23 protein-coding genes are annotated in these 25,613 nt (G+C 61.2%); 7 read left to right on the top strand and 16 right to left on the bottom strand.

Annotated features, from left to right (window positions below; all coding sequences use genetic code 11):
- The 5 genes from SGJ19_02005 to SGJ19_01985 all read right to left on the bottom strand — a co-directional run.
- Window positions 1–446: FHA domain-containing protein (locus tag SGJ19_02005; protein ID MDZ4779011.1), on the bottom strand; the 446-nt coding region annotated here is incomplete at its 3' end.
- A gap of 2 nt (window positions 447–448) precedes the next feature.
- Window positions 449–2,599 (bottom strand): type VI secretion system tip protein TssI/VgrG, encoded by a 2,151-nt coding sequence (tssI, locus tag SGJ19_02000; protein MDZ4779010.1) that lies wholly within the window; start codon window positions 2,597–2,599, stop codon window positions 449–451.
- A gap of 255 nt (window positions 2,600–2,854) precedes the next feature.
- Window positions 2,855–3,802, bottom strand: a complete 948-nt coding sequence (locus SGJ19_01995; GenBank protein ID MDZ4779009.1) for a hypothetical protein — start codon at window positions 3,800–3,802, stop codon at window positions 2,855–2,857.
- Window positions 3,803–3,849: 47 nt separating this feature from the next.
- Window positions 3,850–5,373, bottom strand: a complete 1,524-nt coding sequence (locus SGJ19_01990; GenBank protein ID MDZ4779008.1) for a protein kinase — start codon at window positions 5,371–5,373, stop codon at window positions 3,850–3,852.
- Between the two features lie 10 nt (window positions 5,374–5,383).
- Window positions 5,384–5,974: a sigma-70 family RNA polymerase sigma factor gene (locus SGJ19_01985; protein ID MDZ4779007.1), complete on the bottom strand. Its 591-nt coding sequence runs from the start codon at window positions 5,972–5,974 to the stop codon at window positions 5,384–5,386.
- A 233-nt stretch (window positions 5,975–6,207) separates the two neighbouring features.
- On the opposite strand from SGJ19_01985, the gene SGJ19_01980 reads away from it, so the two are divergent.
- The 3 genes from SGJ19_01980 to SGJ19_01970 all read left to right on the top strand — a co-directional run bounded on the left by SGJ19_01980 (window position 6,208) and on the right by SGJ19_01970 (window position 9,008).
- Window positions 6,208–7,221, top strand: coding sequence for a PEP-CTERM sorting domain-containing protein (locus tag SGJ19_01980; GenBank protein MDZ4779006.1), 1,014 nt, complete (start codon window positions 6,208–6,210; stop codon window positions 7,219–7,221).
- Between the two features lie 15 nt (window positions 7,222–7,236).
- On the top strand, window positions 7,237–8,205 hold the full coding sequence (locus SGJ19_01975) for a PEP-CTERM sorting domain-containing protein (protein MDZ4779005.1): 969 nt from the start codon (window positions 7,237–7,239) through the stop codon (window positions 8,203–8,205).
- A 92-nt stretch (window positions 8,206–8,297) separates the two neighbouring features.
- A complete protein-coding gene (locus SGJ19_01970) occupies window positions 8,298–9,008 on the top strand; it encodes a PEP-CTERM sorting domain-containing protein (GenBank protein MDZ4779004.1) in 711 nt (236 codons plus the stop codon).
- Between the two features lie 193 nt (window positions 9,009–9,201).
- Here the strand turns inward: SGJ19_01970 and SGJ19_01965 are convergent, their stop codons facing one another.
- From SGJ19_01965 to deoC, 7 genes are all read right to left on the bottom strand, one after another.
- Window positions 9,202–9,456, bottom strand: a complete 255-nt coding sequence (locus tag SGJ19_01965; GenBank protein MDZ4779003.1) for a hypothetical protein — start codon at window positions 9,454–9,456, stop codon at window positions 9,202–9,204.
- Window positions 9,457–9,472: 16 nt separating this feature from the next.
- Window positions 9,473–9,661, bottom strand: coding sequence for a hypothetical protein (locus SGJ19_01960; GenBank protein MDZ4779002.1), 189 nt, complete (start codon window positions 9,659–9,661; stop codon window positions 9,473–9,475).
- A 173-nt stretch (window positions 9,662–9,834) separates the two neighbouring features.
- On the bottom strand, window positions 9,835–10,800 hold the full coding sequence (locus tag SGJ19_01955; protein ID MDZ4779001.1) for a transporter: 966 nt from the start codon (window positions 10,798–10,800) through the stop codon (window positions 9,835–9,837).
- Window positions 10,801–11,151: 351 nt separating this feature from the next.
- Window positions 11,152–12,636: a hypothetical protein gene (locus tag SGJ19_01950; protein ID MDZ4779000.1), complete on the bottom strand. Its 1,485-nt coding sequence runs from the start codon at window positions 12,634–12,636 to the stop codon at window positions 11,152–11,154.
- 178 nt (window positions 12,637–12,814) lie between these two features.
- On the bottom strand, window positions 12,815–13,765 hold the full coding sequence (locus SGJ19_01945) for a PEP-CTERM sorting domain-containing protein (protein ID MDZ4778999.1): 951 nt from the start codon (window positions 13,763–13,765) through the stop codon (window positions 12,815–12,817).
- A 119-nt stretch (window positions 13,766–13,884) separates the two neighbouring features.
- Window positions 13,885–14,691 (bottom strand): phosphatidylinositol-specific phospholipase C/glycerophosphodiester phosphodiesterase family protein, encoded by an 807-nt coding sequence (locus SGJ19_01940; GenBank protein MDZ4778998.1) that lies wholly within the window; start codon window positions 14,689–14,691, stop codon window positions 13,885–13,887.
- Between the two features lie 38 nt (window positions 14,692–14,729).
- On the bottom strand, window positions 14,730–15,464 hold the full coding sequence (gene deoC / locus SGJ19_01935) for a deoxyribose-phosphate aldolase (GenBank protein MDZ4778997.1): 735 nt from the start codon (window positions 15,462–15,464) through the stop codon (window positions 14,730–14,732).
- Window positions 15,465–15,945: 481 nt separating this feature from the next.
- Between deoC and SGJ19_01930 the strand changes: the two genes are divergently transcribed.
- The 4 genes from SGJ19_01930 to SGJ19_01915 all read left to right on the top strand — a co-directional run bounded on the left by SGJ19_01930 (window position 15,946) and on the right by SGJ19_01915 (window position 20,441).
- Entirely contained in the window at window positions 15,946–17,046 is a 1,101-nt protein-coding gene (locus SGJ19_01930) for a LamG-like jellyroll fold domain-containing protein (GenBank protein MDZ4778996.1), read from the top strand.
- Between the two features lie 88 nt (window positions 17,047–17,134).
- Complete coding sequence (locus tag SGJ19_01925; GenBank protein MDZ4778995.1) at window positions 17,135–18,553, top strand: PEP-CTERM sorting domain-containing protein; 1,419 nt, start codon at window positions 17,135–17,137, stop codon at window positions 18,551–18,553.
- A 399-nt stretch (window positions 18,554–18,952) separates the two neighbouring features.
- Window positions 18,953–19,990 (top strand): DUF1559 domain-containing protein, encoded by a 1,038-nt coding sequence (locus SGJ19_01920; GenBank protein MDZ4778994.1) that lies wholly within the window; start codon window positions 18,953–18,955, stop codon window positions 19,988–19,990.
- Window positions 19,991–20,042: 52 nt separating this feature from the next.
- Complete coding sequence (locus SGJ19_01915; GenBank protein MDZ4778993.1) at window positions 20,043–20,441, top strand: hypothetical protein; 399 nt, start codon at window positions 20,043–20,045, stop codon at window positions 20,439–20,441.
- 84 nt (window positions 20,442–20,525) lie between these two features.
- Here the strand turns inward: SGJ19_01915 and SGJ19_01910 are convergent, their stop codons facing one another.
- From SGJ19_01910 to SGJ19_01895, 4 genes are all read right to left on the bottom strand, one after another.
- The gene (locus SGJ19_01910) at window positions 20,526–21,500 is read right to left on the bottom strand and encodes a UbiA family prenyltransferase (protein MDZ4778992.1); all 975 of its coding nucleotides are present in this window, start codon (window positions 21,498–21,500) and stop codon (window positions 20,526–20,528) included.
- A gap of 261 nt (window positions 21,501–21,761) precedes the next feature.
- On the bottom strand, window positions 21,762–23,066 hold the full coding sequence (locus SGJ19_01905) for a coproporphyrinogen-III oxidase family protein (GenBank protein MDZ4778991.1): 1,305 nt from the start codon (window positions 23,064–23,066) through the stop codon (window positions 21,762–21,764).
- Window positions 23,067–23,202: 136 nt separating this feature from the next.
- On the bottom strand, window positions 23,203–24,369 hold the full coding sequence (locus SGJ19_01900) for a PQQ-binding-like beta-propeller repeat protein (GenBank protein MDZ4778990.1): 1,167 nt from the start codon (window positions 24,367–24,369) through the stop codon (window positions 23,203–23,205).
- Between the two features lie 190 nt (window positions 24,370–24,559).
- Window positions 24,560–25,613, bottom strand: a 1,054-nt coding sequence (locus tag SGJ19_01895) for an iron-containing alcohol dehydrogenase (GenBank protein ID MDZ4778989.1), incomplete at its 5' end; no start/stop codon positions are given.

The raw sequence follows: 25,613 nt of genomic DNA, 5'->3' as shown, positions 1-25,613 counted from the left end.
TCGAGCGACAATCGCTTACAGACTTCGATGGCGAGCGGCGTAACGATTTTTTCGTAGCCGCTGCTGGCTGCTCCCACGCTTCCGACCGCCACGGCCACCGCGCCTACGCCCACTGCGGTCGCCGCCGCTGTGCCGCCCGCCGACGTTGGCTCTTCAATGCGCACCGCGAACTTGGTCGTGCCGGCCTCGATCACATCGCCGGCGCGGACGACGGCCTCGGAGACCTTCGCACCGTTGACGGTCAGGCCCGTCGTGGCGCTCAAGTCGCGAATCGTGCAGGCGCCCGCGTGACACGCTAAAGCGAAATGCACTTCGGCCATTTGCGCGTCGGGCGGTACGGAGAAGTCGGCCCATTCGGTGCGGCCGACCTTGAGCGTTTGTCCCGCGCGCAAGTGCGCCTTGCGACCTGTGAGCGGCCCGGAAGTGATTTGCAGGGTAACGAACATATTTAGTTGATGAGTACGATAGCGCCTTTGATGGAGACCTCTGCGGCGCCCGAAAGTTTGGCCATCGTTCCCGAAAGTTCTAAATTGCCTTGGGCAGTGATGGAGATTTTCATCGCGCTGATCGTGATGCCTTGCTGATCGATCACGATGGAATTGCCTCCCACTTTCAGTTCGATCTTTTGCCCCGCTTCGGTCGTTGCAGCGCCGGTGTTGACCTTCAAATCGTGGTTGCCGGTTTTGATCGTGTGCGTTTCGTTGCCGGTGTCGACGTTGACCGCGAGATTCCCGGTCTTGACCGTTTGCGTGTCGTTGCCAGTGTCCACGTCAACGGTGCGATGTCCCTTAGCGACTTTATGGGCGTCGTTGCCGGTATCGACATTGACCGTGCGATTGCCCTGCTTCACGGTTAGCAGTTGATTGCCTTCGGTGACGGTGATCGTGCGGTCGTTGTGGATGTCGATCGTTTGATCGCCCTTGTCCTTCTTCTCGAAACCGACCTTGAGCGTGTCGTTGTTTTCGACCACGCGGTTAAAATCCTTTTCGGCGTGGATGTAAACCTCTTCCGATCCTTTCTTGTCCTCGAAGCGGATTTCGTTGAAGTTCTCCTCCGCGCCCTTGAGCGTGCTGCGGCTCTTAATCGTGCTTCGCGTCATGTTGTCCGGCAGCACGTACGGCGGCATGTTCTCGGCGTTGTACACGCTCCCCACGATGATCGGCTGGTCGGGGTCCCCTTCCAGGAAGTCCACCAGCACTTCGTGCCCGACGCGCGGCAAAAAGAATCCACCCCACTGCTTGCCGCCCCAGGGTTGCGCGACGCGGATCCAGCACGAACTATTGGCGTCCTTCTTCCCTTCGCGATCCCAGAAAAACTGCACCTTCACGCGGCCGTATTTGTCCGTGAAGATCTCCTGTCCGGCGCCGCCCACCACCACGGCAGTCTGCGTGCCGAACACCTTCGGCTTCGCCGTCGCGCGCAGCGGCCGATACGGCAGCGCCGCGGGAATGCAGGCGAATTCGTTCCGGTACATGAGGTTCACCGTTTCGCCCGTCGTGTACGTCCCTTCCAGACTGGCGGAATGTTGGACCTCGATGAGGATGTAGCTCCCGTTGCCGTTGTAGTGTTCGGCCAGGTCGAACTTGGCGCCCGCGCTGAACGGCCGGACATTCCCCGCGCCTTGAATGCGGAGGGCCGAGGTGGTTTCCTCCTGCATCCGGATCTCGACGGTGCGCGTGCCGTCCGGACTGATTTTGCTGAGCTTCGCGGCCTGCTCCGCGCCGCCAGGCGCAATACCGTCGAAGCGTCCCGCGTAGCCGCCCGGGAAATCGTACAACTCGAACTGATCGTTGCCGCCGACCTTGAGCTTATGCGTCACCGTGCCGACGGCGACGCTTTCGAGCACCGGCTTGGTCGCTTCCTGATTCTTGTCCGGCATTTCGAACGTATGGTCCCAAAGCGTCGTCTTGCCGGCCCGGAGTTCCTGAGTCTTCGACCACTCGACGATGCGGTCTTCGTGCGACCGGCGATCGCGCAGCCCGACGAAATCCGTGTACTCCACACTTTCGGGCGCAAGCGTGGGGTGCGACTGGCTGCTGTTCGTCACTACCATCTTGTGCGAGCCGTCGGCGTGCTTGAAGAAGTAGAAGATGCCCTCCTCTTCCATCAGCCGGCTGGCGAAATCGAAATCGCTCTCCCGGTATTGCACGCAATAGTCGCGCGGCTCGAACGTGCCCTGCGTCTCCCAAGAGACTTCAAAACCCGTCATCACCTTTTTCAGGATGTCCACGACCGTGAGCTGCTGAAAAATCCGTGAACGAACCTGGTGACGCAGCAACTCCCATTTGGGAACCACCAAGGCCCAATGCCGCTGGAAGACGTCCCCTTTCTCCGACGACTTCACTTGGCCGGCCTCGGCAAGCTGAATCACAACGCCGTTGAAGTATCGCTTCACGTCTGCGTCGCAATCGAGCCGGGCGGTGACCGCTTGCCCCAACAGTTTGTCGAAATCCACCACCGTGTCCGGCTGAGCCAGCATTGTTAATTCGAAGCGAAACGGGCGCGAAATCGCCTCGCTGGCCTGAAAGGACTCCAGCAGCAGCTTGTCGGGACCCAACGGGGTCGTAATCGCAATGGCGCGGTTGGCCTGCGTGAACATGCGGAACTCCGAGGTGTCGTCGCCCGGGTCAATTCGGTCCTGCCCAGTCGCGTTCAAGTTTACGCGACTGCAATATGCCCCGCGGCAACGAAGTTGCAAAGCCCCAGAGAAAAATGACCGCAGAAAGAGGTCGCCGAGCGGCGCCGCGCAGAAGCGTAATTGCGAAAAAAGCCCAGGGAAGGCCACCCACGACGACTTGTCTCCAAGTCATCGGAGGCCTTCCCTGGGTCCGGAAGGTACGATTTTGCCGACTAACTAGCGTTCCTCGCGAGCGGGACCGCGTCCTCCTTCGCCGGCAACTCCATCCGCGCTCCCGTCACCGCCATCCGCGGCAGGCGCCGCGCCGCCACCGCGACCGTATCCGCCGCCGCCGGTGCCACGGCCGCCATATCCACCTGGCGGACGTTCGCCGCCACCGCCGTAAGGACTTCCGCCGCTGGGCGGCCCGCCATACGGACTGCTACCTCTAAGCATGCCACGGCCGCCGGGATACGGACTTCCGCCGCCAAACGGATTGCCGGCCCCCGGTCCAGCATCGCCCCAACCGAGGCCCTCAGCATCGCTCAGCAGGTCATTGATCCGGCGCTCGATGATCTTGTCCTTGGCGCTGGCTCGCTTGCCGAGCGCCTCGCGCAGTTTCTTGACGCGATCCTCGATCTGCTGAATCTCACGCTCACGACGTTGTTGACGCAGAGCGAACTGCTTGTCCAACATCTCGGCGATCTTTTGCCGCACGTCGCCGCGCATCGCATCGTCCAGGTCCGCTGTCGCATAGGCGTTGACGGACTGCTGGATCTGCCCTTCCAACTCCGCGTCCGTCTGCTGCAATTGCATCAGCTCAGAATCCGCATCCCCGCTGCCAAAGCCGTAGACGAAAGCAGGTTGACCGACAAAGGAAGTTCCGCCCGGAGCGCCGCCTGGAGGGCCGAATGAGATCGTGCCACCTCCACCGCTTAGCTCGCCCGGAGGGGCGACTAATGTGATCGTGCCGCCGGCGCTCGGCGGATTACCAAACGAAATGCCGGCCCCAACCCCAGCCGCGGGCGGCGCTCCCGGCGCCCCTACGGGGGCTGCGGGGTCGGCTGACGGCGCCGGCGGTGCCTCGGCCGAGCCGAACGATTGAGCCCCGGCGAATTGCCAACCCACGGCAGCGGCGGAAATGCCGGCCAATACGAGACCACTGAACATCCACCTCTTGTTCATGATTCGTTCTCCTTGCTCCAGAAAAAAAGTAATCGCAGCTTCGTTTGCTAAGGGCGTGATTCGTCCGATTCCATCAACTCCTGCTCCAGTGCCGGCAACTGCCATTGCAGTATCTCCATCTCGATCTGCCAGGCATCCGGCGACGCCGCGCTCGGCGCGACGAGCGACTTTTCCATCGCGGCGACTTCATCGCGAAGCTCCGCCGTCTCGCGGGCGATCGCTTCCCATGCCAAAGCATCCACAGCGGAAGCCGGCGCAGGTTTCGCCGCGGGTTCGTTGTCTGTTTGATTTGCCGTCGTGGCGCCCTTGAAGATGTTGCGTAGCGAAACCACGCCAGTCACTTGCGCCGCGACGAGCGACAACATCAGCACCGTCGCCGTCGACAGCACGCCACGCCGCCACGGCGCGACGCGGAACCAATCGTGTACGCTGTTGACGACCCCCTGCCACCAGGGATCCCGCCAACTCATCCCAGGCGTTTGCACGAGCGCCAGCCGCTTGCCCAGCACTTCGGCGACGTCTTCCGCCGATTGAAATCGCCGTGCGGGATCCTTGGCATGCAAGCGCCGCACAATGCGGTCGAGCCATTCCGGAACTTGCGGATTCAAATCCCGCAAAGGGCGCGGCGTTTCTTTGCAGATGCGGTGCAGCACGCCCATCGTGGTTTCCGCGCGAAACGGCGAATGCCCGGCGCACATCGTGTACAACACGCTGCCCAAACTAAACAGGTCGGTGCGGTGATCGATCGCCTCGCCCCGCGCTTGCTCGGGGGCCATATATTGCGGCGTGCCGGCGATCACCCCGCTACATGTCAGGCTGGCATCGTCGACGGTGCGGGCCAAACCGAAATCGGTCAGCATCACGCGCTCGACGTTACTTTCCAGCAAGATGTTTGCCGGCTTCACGTCGCGATGCACCAACCCCTGCGCGTGCGCCGCGGCGAGCCCCAGCGCCGTTTGCATGCCGATGCGCAACACCGCCGGCAGTTCCAACGTGCCCCGCTGGGCAAGCCGCTCTTGCAGCGAACGCCCCGGCACGTAGCGCATCACCAGATACGGCAGCCCCTGATGTTCGTCCACTGCATGAATCGGCACGATGTGTTCATGCACCACGGCCGCCGCGGCTTGTGCCTCGCGGGCGAACCGCTTCCGCGCCGCGCCGCTGGTTGCCAGATGCGGAGCGAGCACTTTGATCGCCACGTAGCGATTGAGTGAGCGCTCGAAAGCCTTCATCACAATGCCGGTCCCGCCGCGACCGATCAGGCCGACGACTTCATACACGCCGATCCGCCCCAGCATCGCCGGGTCGTCACTTGGCGCGAGGAAATCGAGCCCGGTCGTGTGCGGGTCGAAGTCTCCATCGTCACCATGTCCTCCTTCCGGCGCGGGGCTGAGAAACTCCTTCGCCTCGTCCCACCAGGCCGGCGCGCCGGCCGAGGTCTCCAGTTCGCCTTGACACCGCGGGCAGGTATCGAGATGCCGGATCACGGTCGCTTCATCGTCGCCAGGCAATTCGCCGGCGAGAAAACGGTCGATCGTGCCGCGTGCGAGATGTGCTTGATCGATGGCCATATTCGCCCCGCTAATTTCCTTCGAGTTGCTCGACCTTTTCCCGCAGCCGCGCCAACACGCGACTGCGGGCGGCGTAAACGACTCCCACGCTCACGTTCAACTTCGCGGCGACCGCGGCGATCTCCATTCCTTCGACGGCGGTCATCCAGAATGCCTGCCACGTCGACGTGCGCACTTCATCGCGGACCGCTTCGGCCGCCTGAGCGAAGGCCTGACGTCGGTACTCGATCGAAAACTGCGTCGCTTCCGCGCGGTCGTCCGGCGTCGCCTGCAATATGTCGAACACCGCGGTATCACCGGCCCCGCGATGTCGCCCGCCACGCGTGAGCGCGTTCACGGTCAGGTTCCGGGCAATGGTGTAGAGCCACGCCCGAAAGCCCCCCGGCGTTTCGCCCGGCGTCCAACGATGAATCGCCCCGGACACCGCCCCCAGCACGTCCTGCGTCAAATCCCGCGCATCGGCGTCCTGCAAACCCCGCTGCCGCGCGAGCCGATACATGGCCGGCTCATAAACCCGCACAAACTCATCCCAAGCCAGCCGATCCCCCCGATCCTGCAACCGGGCCAGCAGGCTAAGTCGAGTATCCGGCAAGTCATGCATCGCACGTCTCAAAGGGCGGACTGGGCGTTCCCTTCAAGATACACACGTCGGGCCGGGGTTTCTGACACGGGGGGGGCTGAAATAGCGTACGCTAGGACCCACAAATTCGCGGAACCTGGCCGGTCCGCGGCGGTCATTTCCGTGCGTCAGTCGTCCCATATGGTTACAATGCGGCGACTGTTCAACGTGGTTCCGGCCGGAACGCGAATCGTAGCCGCCTCGAGGTGTGAAGTATGTCGAAGCTCATTTACGACCGCCTGTGCCGACTCATTGCCCTCGCGTTGCTATTTCCGACGACCGCCGCTGCGGCAACGATCGACATTGATACGGTGCTTGGTCCGGGACACCTGTTCCCGGGCGAATCAATTGTTGTCGTCGATGGCGCTTCGCCTCCAACGAAATTGACAGTATTGGATGGTGCAGTCATTGGCTGGTCGCCCGGCGGTGGCGAAGTGGAAACTGGCATCGACGCGTTTGGAAACAGCGTTGTTGAAGTGCTGGGCGGACGCATCGGCGGATACAGACGGTCGGCTCTTCTGCATGACCAGTCCTTGTTCTATATGACTGACGGAGTTGCGGAATTGATCGAGTCGCGCGATATGAGCCGCGTTGTGGTTACCGGTGGTGAATGGGGAGCCGTGCATACGTACGGCGTCAGTCGGGCCTGGATTGACGGGGGCGAGTCAGGCTATAGCCGGGCATTCCATGGCTCCCGGATCGTATTGAATGGTGGCCGAGCAGAGGACATTGAACTTGTCGACGACGCCACGTTTGTCATGCACGACGGCATCCTCGACTTCGGGCTGATTATCAACGGCCGCGGCCGCGCGCTGCTGAACGGCGGATACACCTACATCGCAATTGCGCAAGGCCAATCGGAATTAACCGTTCGCGGCGGTGTTTTGATCGACACGATCGTCGCGGCCGAGAGTGGTATCATCCGCATCTACGGTACGGGACTTCACTACGCTGAAGACGACCTGAATCCGAATGTAAAGTACATTCGCGGTACGTTGGCCGACGGAACGGAACTGGAAGTGTTCTATAGAATCCGCGACCAAGGCCAAATCATCTTCCACGAAGTCCCGGAACCAGCCACCTGGGCGCTCTTGGCCATCGGAGTGGCAGTGCTGCTACTTCGTCGCCGTCATCCGACAACTACTACGGTTACGTATGCACGGCCGTCACGCCATCGACGGTATGGATGGAATTCGCTGCCATCAGTTGACGCGCGCTCAACGGCCTAAGTCCGGAGTTTTGGGATGTTCACGCCCACAATCAAGCTCATCCGATTGCTCGCCGCCGTCCTGGCCGCTTCCATTTCCGCACAGTCCATTGCCGCGACGATTGACGTCGATACCGTGTTGGATGCGAGCAATCCGTTTTTTAACGAGTCGTTGACGCTGGTCGACGGGACATCGCCGCCCACACGGCTGACAGTCTTGGATGGAGCTCTTGTGACGAGCGAGACGTTGGCGATTGACGCATACGGATCGAGCATTATCGACATGCGCGGAGGGTCGCTCAGCAGCGAGGATGAAGATATTGGCCTACGCTTGAATGATGACGCAACGCTCGTACTCAGCGGCGGGCGCATCAACACCGTTAGTTTCTCGGGCGAGGCGAGAGATCGTTCCAGAATCGAACTCCGCGGCGGAGAAATGCTCGAAGGCTTCAGGCTGCTGGATTCCAGCCGGATGGACATCGTTTCAGGACGTTTTGACGTCCTACTCGTTGCTGGATATGGGAATTCTCGAACCGTCATGACCGGCGGTAGCCCCAGCCATGTCCGATTGTTTGACGACGCCAGCTTCGTCATGCACGCCGGCATTTTACCAGGTGGACTCGTCACAGAAGGCAGCAGTCGTGCGTTGCTGAACGGCGGCTCCACGTATATTGTCCAAGTATTTGGCCAATCGGAATTGACCGTACGCGGCGGGGTTTTGATCGACACGATTGTCGCGGCCGACAGTGGTATCATCCGCATCTACGGTACGGGGCTTCATTACGCCGAAGATGACGACAATCCGAACGTAAAGTACATTCGCGGCACGCTGGCCGACGGAACGGAACTGGAAGTGTTCTATAGAATCCGCGACCAAGGCCAAATCATCTTCCACGAAGTCCCGGAACCAACCGCTTGGTCGCTACTCACAATCGGTGCGGCAGTGTTGACGTTCGTCAGCCGGCGTTCGCGGTCGAGGTGTGGAAATCCGGCTTGCGCCTGCTAGCAAATAGCTAGCGCGTAGATCGTATATGGTGGGTCGACCGTCGGTACGTTTCATTCTCCGCCGACCCGAAGAATCACACCAGGGATCACCTCGTGCAAAAACTCCTCCTCGTCGCCTTTTCGGCAGCCTTCCTTTCAATCGCGTCGCCGGTACAGGCTGACGTGCAGATCACCAGCAGGTCCTCATTGCTGTGGACCACGATTGATTTTGGCTACGTGGGAAGTGTCACCACGACGACGGATTCCTTGGCCTACACGAACATCGATGACACGCAGATCACCACGGCCGGCAGCCTCACCGATGGCGGGCCGCTGGGCGACGTGAGTTGGGACGCCACGTACCAATACAGCTTGGACCAGCATCTGGACCCCGTTTCCGCTCAAGGAATCAGCGGCGCCGGCGGCGTGGGGTTATTCACGTCCGTAGGCGGCGACGGCGTGAGCTATCTGTCGTCGTCGAATCGTTTGGAATTGGACTTCGAGAACTCCGCCCTCGCCGACTTCTTCTTGCGTTTTGTCGCCACGCCCGATAGCCGCGTCGACCTCGGACGCCTGGTCAGTCCCGGAAATTGGGAAAACGTCTACACGAATGGCGGATTCGGCGAAACCACGACGACGCTGCCGCTCGAAGCCGGCACGTATCGTTTGATGGCCCAGACCGACACGAACACGCAGAACGGCTTCGCTAATGGCGGCTCGTGGTCGTTCGAGTTCAGTGCCGTGCCTGAACCGTCGTCGCTGATGCTCATGGCCATCGGCGCGGCAGGCTTATTCATGCGCCGACGCTTCTACACTAGCCCGTAGCGCCAGCGAGGGAAAGCGGACGTTGGTGGCAATCTAATCGAATACGCCACACAGAACGTATACGTACGATCGAAGGCGAGGTTGGCGTGCCGGAGAGTTGGCTGGGCGTTCACATCAAGTGATCGCGTTCCGACAGAACTGACGTCTCGACCGCTGGTCGACGGGCTGCGCGGCAGCGTCTTAACATCGCTCCCTAGTTCATCGTCTCAAGATGCTTCTCCAGCAACTTCAGCACCTCGTCGGCGGTGCGGTGCAACGTGCTAAACACGGTGCGGAGGCCGCCCATTCCCTTGTAGACCATTTTGCAAGCGTCTTCCTGTTGCTTGAATTCCGCTTCCAGCGTCTCCTTCTTCTTGTCCAGCGCCTGCTGCATCTGCTTAATCGCCTTCATCTCCTCGGCGAGTTCCTTGTCGATCAGCGCGACGTATTCCTTTTCGGGTTCTTTCACGGATCCCCAGGCCTTTTTAATGGCGTCGACCTCCTTCTTCTTGGCCGCCACCAACGCCTCCACATCCTTTTTCTCCAGGCCTTTCAGTTTCGGCTTTGAGGCGTTTCCACATGTCGATGTTCAGTTGCTTTTCTTTCAGCACTTTTTCCATCGCATCGACGCATTCCTTTTCCCACTTGCTTCCGGAGAACTCGGTGAATCCCATCAGTCGCCTCGCAACTTGAAAGTGCTAAACAGGGCCGGCCGCTTTGGACCACAACTCAGGCGTCGAATCTATCGGAGGGCGAAAACCAGGTCAAGGATTTCGCATCCAACGCGCGGCAGTTCTTGTCATTCGCCAGACCTGTCGTTGCACGAGCCGCAGTTGCCGGCATCCAACTACGGCACCCGAATCACAAACCCCGCCCCCGTGAAGAAGTCTTCGGCTTCCTCGTTCAGGCCGACGCCGGCGCGGATGTCGACCTGGAAATTGTTCGTGAACTGGTAGCTGAAACCGCCGTCGGCGTAGTGCTCGGCCTTGAGCGTCTCCGCGCCGGAGGGAATCAACGCGAACCATTCCGTGTACGCGCCGAGTTTTTCCGTGAGTGTATAGCCGACGGTCCACGATTGCGCATACTGGAGGTATTCGTCTCCGCTGCCGTCGTCGATGCGGCGATTGATCTGGCTGCTGCCCGCCGTGGAGAGGAAGTCGTTCACGTCCCAGCCGTACAGCCAGCTCAAGCCCGGCAGCGTCTCGTCGTTCGTGAACGCGCTCCCGCCTGTGGGCACGGTCAACTGCGGCATCAGTGCCATCTCCGGCAAGATGCCCTCCTGCGGCGTGAGGCCGAGCTTGATGCCGAGATACAGATCGGTGGCGCCGTTGATGCTGCTCGTCGGCGTTCCGGGCGTCAGCGTATCCTCCACGCCGTAGTTCCAGGCCAGCCGCAATTCGAGCCAATCCGCCAACACGCCGTAGCGAAATAGCGTTTCGGGAAACGAATGCGTGCGGACTTCGGTTCCGTCCGCCTCATCCTGGAAGTACGTATAACCGGACTCGAGCTGAAACACGCCCCGGCCGACGGTAGTGCTGGCCTCGGTGAAGTCGGGCCGATCGGAGACAAGTCCTTCGTCCGGACCCGGAGGTCCGCCGCCGAAGCTGGTGCCGTAGCTCCATTGAAACAGCGTCCCGCGCGGCTTGCAGGCGCATGGGCCATACGACGATGGTTCATCCCCGCATTCGTCGCCGTCGCAATCTTCGCATTGAGCTTGCGAAGTCTGCGCATTACACATCGCAACCGTACCCGCGAGCGCACTCAGCAACACGACGCGTTGGGAAATCCAATGCAAGCAGAATATGGCACGCATCGTGGGCATCCTTGCGCCGGGCCGCGGTTCGATCCTGAAGTAGTGATCGTCGCGCGGCTGAGGAATTCATGGTTTTGATTACTCAAAACCTTGCTATGAGGAGTATCGGCGCGAGGCGCAACACACTTCCCGGCAACCCGCAAAGGTCCGGTCAGGCAATTTGAGAAAAAGAGTCACACTAGCCCGTAGCGCCAGCGAGGGAGAGGAGACGTCGGGCCCCGCTTGAGATGAAACTCTAAGTTGGGTAGTCGAGGCGCAACCGAGAGCTTCATCCCAAACGGTACGCTGAGTCAACTCTCCCTCGCTGGCGCTACGGCCTAGTGTTCGCCCGACTTAGCCTTACGCCGCCGCTCAGAACGAGAACCGCGCTTCGATGCGAAGGAGGCTTTCGTACCAGCGATTAGTCGTGACGGCCGCGCCGCCGCCGATGCCCAGCTCGAAGAGTCCCAGGTCGCTGTCCGCGTCGCGGACGAAGCGGATGCCGGGATGGATGTTGAGGATGCCTTCCGGATCGACTTCGACCGGTACGCCGCCGGGATACGAGGTTTCCAAACCGTCCAGCACCGACCAGCCGATGAGCTCCAAGGTCGGCATCGCGGCGAACGAGTCGGTCTCGAACCAGACATGGCTCACGCCGGCGCCGAACTTCAACACTTCGCCCGCATGATCGAGATGCCCAGGCGTCGGCACCCAGAATTTGATTTCGCTGTGGAAATACGTGCGATCGCTCCACTTCATCCGAGCCAGGAAGCCGGGCTCGATCGAGATATGCCCGGTACCGAGACCGCGTGGGAAAAAGCCCGTGTTGAAATAGGTGCGGAAGTATTGCGTGATCTGCCAGCGTTTACCGTCGATCAAGACGAGCTTGGTGGTCAGATTCATATCGCCGAAACCGGCCGTATTCGGATTCAAATCCGGGTCGAGGATGCGAATCGGAATGTCCGTCGCGGCGGAGAACTTCGGTCCGCCGAATTCCATTTGGAAGCGGATGTCCTGGTAGTCGACCGAGCGCTCCGGAATGCTCGGTCCCAAGCCGGTCAACGAACTTGGCCGCGCCCAGAAATACTCGGCGCGGTCGGGGCGTTCCAGGTTGTAAGCGCAATCGACGCGTGTCCGCAGGTTATTGAACGGCTGCGAGACGTCAATCTCCATCGGAGCAAGCATCACGCGCTCTTGACCCAGGCCGGAGTCGCTGGGGTCGTCGGCCGATCCGAACCAACGCTCGATCGGGCTGCAATGCGGGCAGCCAAACTTGCGCCAGCCGCCGCACGGCGGATGATCGGCCCACGGGTCCGCTTCCGGACCGTAAATGCCGTCGTAGCCCAGCTCACCCGGAACGAGGGTTTCACCTTCGCCCAGCGGCAGCGGACCGTATTCGACGCTGCCGGGTGGCAACGGCTCGGGCAATGGCAGGGCCATCGGCGCCGCACCTTGAGCGCTGACTTGCGTTGCGCCGGGCGAATCCCAAAGCCGGCGAAACACTGGCCTTCCGTATTGCGGATCGTCCGACCAGGAGGCGGTCATTCCGGGCCCGTTCGCCGAGATCTCGCTCTTGGGCGCTGGGACTCCATAATGCACGTCAGGGCGGACATCGGTCAGTTCGCCGGCCGCGTCGGTTTCCGCCCGCGGGAGCCCCAACACGATCGGCCGCCGCTGGGGACGGCCCGGCTGGACCGGCGGAAGTCGAAGAACTTGCTTCGGATCGGTGGGCGGCTTGCCTGCCGGTGCGCTGACCGGGGCATTCGGCCGGGCGGGCGGCTGCGCGCTACCCACGCCGGCAGATCCCAGCAGGATCGCCAGTAGCGCGAAGCGGATTTGCAGGCCCAGTTCCGGCATCAGTTAATTCACGCGGCGAAAGTCGTCAGGTTGCCCAGTCCTCCCAGTTGCCGGCAGCGCGATGGGGCGCGCGCCGACTCCGCAGAGTGTCCGAACATGTATCGACCCTAACGATTGATTTAATCAGTCAAATTAGGGTGACTTTGCGGGCCGGCGATTGGCAGCGCGACGTCGGCAGCTAGATAACCCGCCGACGCACTGAAATGGCGGCGATGGCCACGGCCGCCAGAACCAGCGCTCCTGGCTCCGGGACGGGCTGATAGAGGAATCGCAAACCGTAGTCGCCCGCGTACCGATGTGCGCCAACGTTGGTCGGATCCACAGAGACGGAAATGGCGAGGATCACCTCGCCGCTAGCCGGAACGCTGCCGTCTAAGGATGAAAAGTAGTTGCCGTTCGCGGGATCAACATTGTCGTTTTGCGCCATCAGAAATTCCGCGCCATCGTACTGCGTCAGTAGCGTGTCGAGGGGCGAGCCAAACGGCCCGGCCAGGGTTTCGGCGCTCCAGGGCGTTCCCGGGGTAAGTCCGACGAAGCGATAGTAGTCGACATCGCCGAACGGTCCGGACTTCAATACGATCGCATATTCACCGGACACCTCATGCGGCGTCTCAAAGATGTCATCGATCCCGTCGAAGTCGTAGTCCGCAAAGCCAGTGACTTCCAGTCGCACCGAACCGTCTTCATTCGCGGTAGTGAAAAAGCCCGATGCGCGGGGGCCGCCCAACGGGCTGCCGTCGTCGGAGAATTCGATTTCGTTGCCCGACGTATCGAGCCCGCGCATCACCGTATCGGGCTCGCCTCCTCCGATTCGGTTGTCGATGTAAGCGGCGACGGGAAATCCGGGCGGCCAGAAATTGAACTCGTGATGATTCACTTGCCCCGGCAACAGGTCATGGAATTCGAATTTGATGCCTTTCAAAGGCTCGAAGGGCAGCAACTCCAGTCCCGCGTCGACGAGCGACGCTCCGTTGTCATTGCCCTGAATCACCTGGGCGTCCGCAAACAGGTTGTTCGGTTCGTGTTCCTGAGCACGGCCAAGACTTGGCGCGTGCCAGACCAACACGACGCTGGCAAACCATCGCGGCAGCAACCGACGTGAGAGCATCGTGGAATGAGCTTGTGCCATGCGGTGAATTCGCGGAATTGTCAAACTGCCGAAAGGCGGAGGACTTGCAACGTTGAATGTAGTCGAGACCGATCGGTCTCGCCACGAAAATGCCGCCCTAACTGGACGGACGGAGCCGACTAAGGACGTCTGCGTAGAAACGCGGCCAATCCGGCGAGATCGTCGGTGTTGATCAAATCGGCCCCCGCTGCATGCAATTCCGCCCACATCTCCGGCGTGTCGGCGGTGGCCCAAAACCGCACTTGTTGGCCGCGATCGTGGGCTTTTTGCACGATCGCGCGCAGCTTGTCGCGTTCCCCGTCCGGAATCGCGCCGGCGCCCCGCCAGGTGAAATGCGCGCCCCAGCGATCGCTTACCAATGGCATCAAACGAGCGCGAGGTTCCGTTTCCAGATCGGCAAGCCGCCCGTCGATGCCAGCCTGGCGCGGCAATTGTTTCGCCAGCGTCTCGATCGGCCGGTTCCCTGAAATCACGACCATGACCGGCCCTTCGCTGCGGCCTTCGCTGGTCCAGCGGGTGAACAACTTCGGATACTTATCGAGTCTCGCCGCCAAGGCTTGATACGTCGATTCAGCTTCGGATTTGAAATCGATCAGCAACAGGAACGGCGCAGGTTCGGCGTACACGGAGCCGTCATGGCGCGCAACCCGTTCCTGCAACGGATCAAGATACAGGCGCTCCAGCGTCCGCTCAGGCTTCACGTCGCCGGGGTTGTGCGCGACGAGCAACTCGCCTTCGACAAGATACACGTCCGCCTCGACGCTCGTGAAGCCTTCGTCCAGCGCATCGAGCAACGGGCGCTCGTGCTCATAGTCGTTGTGCGCGTGCGCCCGCGGCAACGGAGTGACGTCCGCCGCACGCGCCGTTGGATCGCTCCACGTGAGGCACAATAGGATGACGACGCGAAAACTGCAGCGCGCGAACATGCTTGACGTCTCGGCTAAATGAAGATTGTTCCGCAGGTCTAACGCAGCGCTTCCCGCTCTTCGCGCACAATCGCGACCGTCGCCGTTGCGCCGATGCGTTCTGCGCCGGCGTCGCGGATTCGCGCCGCGTCCGCGTAGTTGCGCACGCCGCCGGCGGCTTTGACTTTCACGTGCGGGGGCGAGTGCTCCCGCATCAATCGCACGTCGTCCACTGTTGCGCCCACGTAGTTGTAGTGGCCGTCGGGCTGTTTCACGAAGCCAAATCCGGTCGAGGTCTTCACGTACTCCGCGCCGACTCGCGCGCAGATTTCGCAGAGCTTGACCTTCATTGCCTCGTTCGGCAGGAAGTCATTCTCGAAGATCACCTTGGTGATCGCACCCAGCCGGTGCGCCACGGCGACGACGGCGCGAATATCTTCCTCCACATACGGCCAATCTCCGCCGAGCGCTTTGCCCACGTTGATCACCATATCCAGCTCGGTAGCGCCGTCCCGACAGGCCTGTTCCGCTTCGAAGACCTTGGTCGCCGTGGACGGGCTTCCGTGCGGAAATCCCACCACCGTACCGACAGCCACGGTCGAACCCCGCAAGCATTCCGCCGCCAGCGGCACCGCGTAGGGTTTGACGCAGACGCTGGCGACGCCGTGTTCCCGCGCGACGGCACAGCCGGCGCGAATTTCGGCGTCGGTCAACGTCGGGTGCAAGAGGGAATGATCTATGAGTTTGGCGATCGACATGAGCAAGGCATCCGGCGAGGACAGAATTGCGAACATTGGGCGCGCATCCTACCGCTCAGCCGTGGCGCCACCAAGCCGCTCCCATGACTTTGGAACGTCGTCATTCCGAGGGCGCTAACGGACCCCGAAGGAGCGGGGGCGTTCGCGAAAACATATCCGGGTTGCGCGATTATTCATTGTAAAGCCCCCAAACCCAACTACCATCGCATGATAGCGCAACCTAGGTAGAAATCCGCGCGGTGACTGCTCCAAACCTTTGCTGACAAAGGCTTAACGCAAAACACACCGCGGACCAGGCATTTCCCCGTTATCCTGTGAGGCTCACAGGCGGACTCGGAAGGCACTACGGACACCACCTGGGATCGGTTCAACAGAACAAGGGAAGTCGGTAGCGAATGCGAGCGAGGCCTGGACGTTGACCTGCCGGCGATGCATTTCGTCGAGAGAAGCATCTCAGCCTGCGAACGCCGGCACGTGAATCAGAGCGGACGTTTTCATCTCATCAGGAGCACCACACATGAGACAGACAGCTTGGTTGGCCATGCTCGCCGCGGCGGGACTGGCGGTCGTCGCCGGGGGCACGACCACCCTCCGGGCAGCGCTTCAGGACAACCTGGTCGTACATTTGGCGCTGGACGGCAATACGAACGATTCTTCGCCACGCAACAACGACGCCGTGGCCGGTCCGGGCGGCGCGTTCTACCTGCCTGGTCCGAACGCGGACGAAGTGACTCGCGATCCGTATATCGGTTCCGGCTCGCTCGACCTGACCTACGGCACGTCGAACGAATACGTCTCACTCGTGAACACGTTGTCCGATATTTCGTTCGGCACCAGCACCGATTTCTCGGTCACGCTCTGGGCCCAGCGGATCAACGACGACGTCCGCCCGGAAATTGACGACCCCTCGTTCATCAGCAACAAGAACTGGGCCGGCGGCGGCAATCCAGGCTGGTTGATCTTCGCGGACAACGATGGTTGGAACTGGAACTGGGCCACGGAAGTGGCTGGTTCCCGTCGCAACTTCACCGGGGGAGCACTGCCCGCGGGCGAGTGGCACCACATCGCCGTCACCCATGATCGCGACGGCCTGGCGACGTTTTACAACGATGGCATTCAGGTTGGCTCGGTCAGCCTGAGCGCTGGCAACGTCGACACGACTGCCTTGGGATTCAACACGAATATCGGGCAAGACGGCACCGGAGCGTACGGTCCGACGCTGAGCCACAACTTGGATGACATCGGCATTTGGCGCCGCGTGCTGACGCCAGCCGAAGTTTTCACCATCTTGAAAGAAGGTCGCGGCGGCCTGGATATTTCCGAGATCACCACGACTCTCGTCCCGGGCGACGTGAACGTAGACAATGTCACGAATGCTGCTGATTATGCCCTCTGGAATGCCAACGTCGGCTTCTCCACGGGCACCGGCGCCGGCACCCCGGCGAGCTTCGCCAAGGGCGATGCGGATTACAACGGCATCATCGATCTCGCCGACTTCAAGTTGATCGCCGATAACGCCACGCCAGGATTGGGCGTGCCCGAACCAGGATCGTTGGCCTTGGCTGCTTGCGGCTTAGGGGCCTTTGCCTTGTTGCGTCGTCGTGGCGCTCGTCGCTAACCGCGTCGCGAGTGTCTTTCATCGATCATCAACATCATTCCTTACGCACCACGTAACGACACGAACCATCGATCCAGGAGATCGCAACATGATCATTCGTCTTTCCAGAAAACGCAACGCTGCCGCTGCGGCGTTGGCGGCGTGGCTCAGCGCCTCGCCTGCCACCTCGTACGGCACCACGTTTTTCTACGAAGACTTCGACGGCGTCACGCTGAAGCCGGCAGTGAACGAAGCCATTCCGGTTGACTTGCTCGGCTGGACCGACGTCCCGCCGGCCGGTTGGACCGTCGACGACAGCGGAGTCCCGGGCGCCTTGAGCGGCGACGACCTGCGGGACGGCCGTACCGAGTGGGCCGGCTGGTCGTTCGCCAGCAAAGAGTTCTGGACCACGGCAGACGATCAGGGCCGCACCGACTTCGACCGAGCGAGCGGCAATGTCGCCGTGGCCGACCCCGACGAATGGGACGATCAGGCGCATGATCCCATCACGAGCACTGCCACCACCTACAACGCCCGCATGGCGACGCCGACGTTCAGCGTCGCCGGGTTCCGCCCTGGCAAGTTGTTCTTGACGTACGACTCGAGTTTCCGTCCCGAGGGGCCGGATGACAATGCCGACGCGTACAACGATCAGTCTCCCGTGGTCAGGGCGAGCTGGGGTGGCGCGGCGAATGTCGAGATTCTCCGTTGGACGTCCGACCCAGCGGCCGCGATGGGCGGCACGGTGATGCGGGAAGACAACAATACCAACGACTCAATCACCATTCCTTTGACCGTTCCGGCTGGCGCCACGACGCTGAAGCTGGACTTTGGTCTCGAACGGGCCGAGAACGATTGGTGGTGGGCGATCGACAATGTCGCGGTGGCGGATGCGCTGCCGAAGTTCAAGGTCGTCATCGACAGCGTGGACGGCGATGTCGCGTTGGTCAACGGCTCGAACAAGCCGCTCGATCTGAAGGGATACACGATCACTTCCGCCAGCGGCAGCTTGTTGCCGGCCAATTGGGATAGTCTGCAATCGTCCGGCGACGCCGGCGCCGGCTGGTTGACGAATGTGAACGCGTCGACAGGCAACCTGACCGAGACCAATCTGAACGGATCGTTCCTGCTGGAGCCGGGCGATTCGTTGTATCTTGGCAAGCTTTTCAAGTTGGGCGACTCCACGGACGGCTTCGCCTTGCAGATTCTGGAAGCCGGCAAGCCAGCGGCCGCCAGCTTCGTGGAAATCGATGATTTCACGCCGGATACCGACCCGGGCCAGTTGGGTGACACCGACAACGATGACGATGTGGACATTACCGACTTGAACAATGTCCGCAACAATTTCAGCGGAAACGGGTTGGGCGACACCGATGGCGACAACGATGTCGATATCACCGACTTGAACAACGTTCGCAACAACTTCGGCGCCGTGCCGGGGGCGAACGCGGTTCCGGAACCGTCGACCTTCGGGCTGTTGGGCCTGGGGGCCATCGTCGCAGGATGGTTCACGCGGCGTCGCCGGTAGGAATTCGAATTCTTGGCCTGGTTTTCCGAAACCAAGTCAGGACGAATTTCGTTAGATCGTTATACTGAAAGAGAACCGGCAGCCGCGCGTTGAGCGCGGCTGCCGGACTTATATCGCCCGGGAACGTCAAGCGTTTTTCCCAGCGAAAAGGCAGTTTGGCAAATCGGCCGTCAACCCCTGAGGCGCGTCCTGCTCCGTGTTCCAGGACGCGTGCCAGAGTTTGACGTGGTGTGTGGAGCAAGAGGTTTCGTCGCGCCCGCGACCACCACGCTTTCGCAAGCATGGTCGGCCAGTGTGTTTCTGTTTTTCCCGAGGGGCTGGTTGCGGATTGTCAACGTGTTCGGCGTGGGTCGAGCCGAGGAACAATTTGCTGATTCGAGAAGAAGGCAGGAGGAACTCATGGTTTCGCGACGTCGGTCGGGCTTTACGCTCGTCGAACTGTTGGTCGTCATCGCCATCATTGGCATTCTCATCGCGCTCTTGTTGCCGGCGCTCCAGGTAGCGCGGGAAGCCGCCCGCAAGGCGCAGTGCCAGAACAACTTGAAACAGATCGGCTTGGCGCTCCACAACTACGAGAACACCCACAAGAACTTCCCGATCGGCATCTACCAGTCGGTCGGCTGCGCCTGGTCGGGCTATCTGCTGCCGTACATGGAGCAGAACTCGCACTTCAAGAACTTCCGCTTCGATCTCGGCGAAGGCAGTCAGCAGATGCAGTGGGCGTTTTCCAGCCGCGCCACGCCGGCCGCACAGCGAACGCCGATGATGACGGCCTGCGAAACCCATTTCCCCGTTTACAAGTGCCCGAGCGCTCCGTTTCCAGACAACATTTACAACACCTCCGCAGACGACTGGGTGTTGCCGATGCGGGCGCCTTCAACGTACTTGGGCTGCGGTTCAGGAACTCTCACCAACGACGAGAATGGCATCAATAAACGCACGAAGGCAGTGGTCAAGTGCGCATTCTTAAATGAGGACGGAATTCTGCTGGGGGTTCATAGCTCTGGCCTGAATGCCTCGGTAGGCCCCAGCACGATCGTCGGGATCAAAAACATCAAGGACGGCATGTCGAACACGATTGTCGTCGGCGAGGCGCTCCCCGATGGACAGCCTTACTTGAACCGTGAAGATGTGAGCGGCGGCGGGCGCCCTCAACCAGGTCAGGTTTACCCTCCGGGAGGTCGCAAGGATCATTGGGCGATTGGCGGCGATGACGCCGACCTGAACGACGGAGTGGACGGCTCGGAGTTTCTGGGCTCGACGGGCGTGCCGATGAGCACCACTACCGAAATCGCCTTCGGCAGCGCCCACAACGGCGGCTGCTTCGTCTGCATGGGCGACGGCTCGGTGAAGTTCCAGAACGACACCATTGAACTGATCAGTTGGAGTCGGATGGGGTCCAGAGCGGACCTCCTGACGATCAAGGCCGATCCGTGATTCGCGCGCAGTCGCCCCTCACGTTCCTGTCATTCGGAGGACTCGTTCTTTCATGCGATGCGTAGCTATTAACGCCACACGGCGCCAATTCCTGGGAATGTTGTCTCTGGGCGTCGTTGTGGCCGTCTCGGGTTGTGGCGGTTCCGTGGAGCCGGAGGAATTGATCGTCTTCAAGGACGCCATGGCGGCGATTTCCACGGGCGATAACGCCAAGGGCATGGAGTTGCTGACGAAGTGCCTGGAGATCAAGCCGTCGCACTACGCCTACTTGGAACGTGCGAAGCTTTACATGGAAGCCAAGGAAACCCCCAAAGCGATCGACGATTGCCAAAAGGGACTTGCGCTGGACCCGGGAAATAAGGACCTCACCTGGCTGCTCGGCGAGTTGAAAAAACCTGAGCCAAAGCGCTTTCAGGGCCCGGCCGCACTTCCCCCGGCCTCACGAAAGTAGCGGACGAAAAGTACGCGCACGTTGAGCTCGCAGCGACAGCGCTCGAGGCGCTGATGTTGCGGGCTCTTTCTGTAGCCTGCCGCTCTATGTGGAATAGATCCAGCGTCCCAACCAAAGCGCCGGCGCCAGCAGCAATAGCATCAACAGCGCCGGCGTCGGACCACAGACGCCAAGACAGCAGATCGCATCCAGCACCACGATCGCCAGAATCGACGACTTGACCGCCAACTGCACGTGGCGCGGCGTCGGGGAAAGAATCGCTCGCAGCAGCCGATGCCCGATCAGGGCGCCGCTCGCCAGCCAGAGCGCATGCCAACGCCAGGTCTCGGCGACCGCGTAGTTGGGTCGCATGAATGCCGGCAGCAGTTCGTCCGTCGTGCGCGGGTATTGCGACAGCGCCGTGAGCGCCCCGAGCATCACCAAAGCCGCCATCGCAAGTTGGGGTCGCCGACTCGTCGTCGCCTCTTGCCGTGCGAACCAGGTCAATCCGGCGACATACACGCCCAGTCCCGCGGCGATCCAAAGATGCATGGGATGCCAGGCGTCGAGCGGCGCGGCGCTCATGCCGAGCATCACATTCAGCGTGCGGCAGCCGCCCATGCCGACAGGGCCGAGCGGCGTGCGCTTCAAGTAGCCGTCGTACGCCACGACCATCACGGCCAACGCCCCGCCGATCAACAACGTACCGGGAAACATCGCGCTTTGATTTTCGCGCAAGCCAACAACCGCCGTACATGCCACTCCAGCAGCCAGCAGTCCCCAACCCGTTCGCGCAGCGGTACGCAGCGCAATCCGTCCCGAGGGAATCGGTCGTTGCGGACGCTCGATCGCGTCGATCTCGCGATCGAACACGTCGTTCAGCGCCATGCCGGCGAGATACAAGCACCCGCTGGCGACCAGCAAAAGTCCCCAGGTGATTCCGTCATCGACGGATGCATGCGTGATCAAGTAGCCGAGCAACACGTCCGCGAAAGCCGTAAATACATTCGGCAGCCGCAACAGTTGCAGCAAGGCGCGCCAAGAAAACGCAGGGCGGGCGGATGGCGGCAAGTCGTACACGAAGGAATTGTCTCACACGCGGTGGCAACCACGAAAGACACGAAAAGCACGAACAAACGGTGGGGAGCTGGCTTGCGTTGCAAGCACCTACCGGATGCCGGTTTGACGGCTGGCAATGGATAGATCGCCGCAGCTGTCAAACGCACTGCCACATTTTCGTGCTTTTCGTGTCTTTCGTGGTTCCTTCTGAGATGAAGAAAACAACCAGGCCACTGACCCCGGAGCTAGTTATCCGTTCCGGGCTCCTCGTTCCGACTTGCCTCAAGTGTACCTCACGCCCTGATGTTCCGGTTCGAAGAAGGCCGGCAACAGGCCGTCGGCGCGGAGCAAGCCGGCACGCGTCAATTCGATGCGATCGCCGTCGACCGTGACGTAACCTTCCTCGACATATTCATTCCAAACCTCGCGCCACTCTTCGGCGATCTCCACGCCGAACTTGTCGCGGAAGTAGCCCGCTTCGAGGCGCCCGGTCTTGAGCTGCAGGATCAACTCGCGCACCAGCGCCTGGTGCGGCGTGACGCGCATCGCGCGGTGCAGCGGCAACTCGCCGCGCTCCAACGTCCCGACGTAGTCGCCCCATTCCGGCAGGTTCTGATAATGGACGCCGGAGACATGCCCGAAGCTCGCCACGCCCGTCGCCAGCAAGTCCGAGCCGCGCCAAAGATTGTCGCGGTAGCTGAAGTTCACCTTGCTCTTGTCTTTGACCAGCGTGTAAGCGCTCGACACGGCATAGCCCGCGCCGATCAATTCGTCATAGGCGAAGTTCAGCCAATCGCGCTTGGTCGGCCAATCGGCGACCGAGATTTCAATCTGGTTGCCGAGGATGTCCTTTGAATACACCGTGTTGAACGGCAGTTCCAATTGGTAGATCGTCACGCTATCCGGCGACAGCTCGATCGTGCGGCGGATGTTTTCGCGCCAATTGTCCCAGGACTCGCCGACCATCCCGGAGATGAGGTCGATATTCACGTTCGGGAATTGCTGTTCGCGGATCCATTCCCAGGATTTGTAGACTTCGCCCGAAAGGTGCGCGCGACCGTTTTCTTCCAGCACCGCGTCGCTGAAGTTTTCCACGCCGAGGCTCAACCGCGTCACGCCCAACTCGCGGAGTGTTTCGATCTTCGGCTTGGAAAGCGTACCCGGTTCGCATTCGAACGTGACTTCCTCGGCCAGGCTCCAATCGATGTTGGCTCGCAAGCGATCGACGAGCGACGTGAGTTGCTTGGCGCTCAGGAACGAAGGCGTCCCGCCGCCGAAGTACACGAAGCGGAACGGCCGCTCGCCCATCACCGGCAGCTTGCTGACCAATTCGATCTCGCGCGACAAGGCGGAGACGTAGGTCTCCACATCGCCGGCGTTCTTGTCGGTGTAGACGCGAAAATAACAGAACTTGCATCGCTTCCGGCAGAACGGAATATGCAAGTACAATCCCAGCGGCACGTCCGCCGGTGGCGCGGCCATCGCGGCCCGCGCATCATCCACCTGCTCCCGCGACCATTGCGAAAAGGGCGGGTAGTTGGAGATGAAGTAGCTGCCGACTTCAGTTTTGGTAGCTTCGGTGGACATGGCAGGGAAGTTTAAAGTTTTCAGTGTTCAGTTTTCAGTGAAGAAACGAGTAAGCAATCTCGCTCCTATTCATCGTTCTGCATTCATCATTTACTTCTCCCTCTAAGTCTCCGCGCCTCTGCATTTCAAAACGGCATCACGCCTTCTTTCCAAAGCAGAGCAAATCCCCCGTCGTGTTGCCGATGACGAGCTTGTCTCCATAGACCGCGGGCGAGGCGTTGAAACTGCCGACCGATTCGTACTCCCAGCGGACTTCGCCGCTCTTGCGATCGAGGGCATACAATCGCCCGTCGCCGGAGCCAACGTAGATGCGGTCGCCAGCGATGACGGGCGAGCTATCGACGCGGGACTTGGCGGCGAACTTCCAGAGTTCCGTCCCCTGTGAAGGTTCGAACGCGTACACCGTGCGATCTTGCCCGCCCACGACGACGATGTCCTCAGCCACCGCGGCGGAGGCACGGAATTGCGTGCTGCGGCGCGGCGCGGTGAAACGCCATTCCTCAGTGGCCTTGCGCCAATCGATGCAGAAAAAAGTCGCCGCCGTGGTGCCGAAGTAGATGCGATCGCCGAGCACCGCGGGCGTGCAGCCGGTAGGAGCATCAATCGCCACGCTCTTGGTTTCCTTGCCGACGTCGAGATCGATCAAATGCAGCGCGCCGTCACAACCCGCGACAAAGCCGATATTCTCAACAATCGTCGGGCAGCAGCGAATCTGGTCGCCGATCTGAAACCGCCAGGCTTCCGTTCCGTCGGCGGCGTTCAAACAGTAGAGCGTCGCGTCCTCGGAGCCGAACAGCACCTTGTCCTGGTAGAAATTCGCGCCGGCGTCGATCGGCGCTTCCGCGCTGAATTGCCAGATCGCCTGGCCGTTCGCGGCGTCGAAGCAGTAGAACTTGCCGTCCGCGTCGCCGGCGTAAATCTTGCCAGCGCTGAATGCCGGCGAAGCGGTAAAGCCAATCTCCGCGCCTTGCGCGCGCCAGCGTTCTTCGCCATCGGCGAGATTCAACGCCACGAGCTTGCCGTCGAGCGTCGCGGCATAGACGACGCCGTCCACAATCGCGGCCGTCGCTTCGAAGCCGATTTCCGGATACGTCGTCTTCCAGAGCAGTTCCAACTTCTCCGGCAGGGGCGCTTTGGCAACGCCCGACGAGAGCGAATCGCCACGAAACAGCGGCCAATTGGTGGGCGGATCGCTTCCGGCCGGCGTACCGCCGAACGAAAGACGCGAGCCCAGCACACCGACTGCCAATGCGCCAAGCGCTTGACGTCGACTGATCGAAATCTGCTCAGTGCGTCGCGGCATATAGGCTGGCTCCTGCGTCGTGATCTCACTGTGTTGTGGCCCGGTCTCTCGACCGTACCACGGCTATTCAGAACAGGAGACCTTCGGTCGGCACAGTGGCACGGTCGGGAGACCGTGCCACAACAGCGCTCCTGCGTGGTGCGCTCCGGGCGCTCACGCTTCCGGCTCTATTTGATGGAATGTCTCGTAACTACCAGGCGGCCTCGTACAACTGCCGCATATCCGCCTCACCAACACTACGCGGGTTATGGCCTGCGGTCCACTGCTTCGCCGCTTCCGCCGCCAAATCCGGGAGTTTTTCCGCGATCGCCCCGCATTCCCGCAGTTGGGTAGGCAACTCGGCGCGGCGAACCAGTTCGGCGATGAAATCCGCCAGCCCCGCGGCGCCGGCTTCTGGCAGCGGCGCTCCGTTTTCGCCCACGCTCGCGTGCAACAACTCGCCGTACCAATGACCGCATTGCGCGCCGTTGAAACGCACCACGTGCGGCAGCATGATCCCCACCGCCAGGCCGTGCGGCACCTCGAAATGACTCGTCAGCGGATTCGCCAACGCGTGCGCCGCGCCGAGCATCGAGTTCTCAATCGCCCAGCCCGCGAAGCTCGCGCCGAGTTGCATTGCGCCCCGGGCTTCAAGATCGCCGGGGTTCTCCAACACGCGTGTGAAATTCGCTTCGAGCAATCGCCACGCCTCGCGGCTAAACGCCAGCGACACGGGATTCCGCCGCTTGGTAACGTACGTCTCGACAGCATGCACGACGGCGTCGAGGCCCGTCAGCGCGGTGACTTTCGCCGGCTGCGTAACAGTCAACTCCGGATCGAGGATGGCCAACTTGCACGACGCCTTTTTATCGCCGCAAGCCATTTTGACGTGCGTCTTGGCGTCAGTGATGAGCGCGTACGATTGCGTTTCACTACCGGTGCCGGCCGTCGTGGGAACGGCGATCATCGGCAGCATCTCGCGAGTCGCCTTGCCGGTCCCCCAGTAGTCCTGCATCCTTCCGCCGTTGGTGTAGAGGAAGTTAATCCCCTTCGCGCAATCCATCGAACTTCCGCCGCCAAAGCCGATCAACACCTCCGGCTGATACCGCTTGGCGACCGCCAGCCCCGCGTCGACATCCACCGTCGTGGGATTCTCATGCACGTCGTCAAACAGAAACGGCTCAATGCCAGCCTTCCGCAACGACTCCATCCCGCGCTCTGTGTGCCCTGCGGCAACAATCCCCGGGTCGCTCACCACCAAAGCC

The organism is Planctomycetia bacterium, from assembly GCA_034440135.1.
Taxonomy (GTDB): domain Bacteria; phylum Planctomycetota; class Planctomycetia; order Pirellulales; family JALHLM01; genus JALHLM01.
Note: the sequence above shows the minus strand (reverse complement) of the source record. Positions and strands in the feature narration are given on the sequence as shown.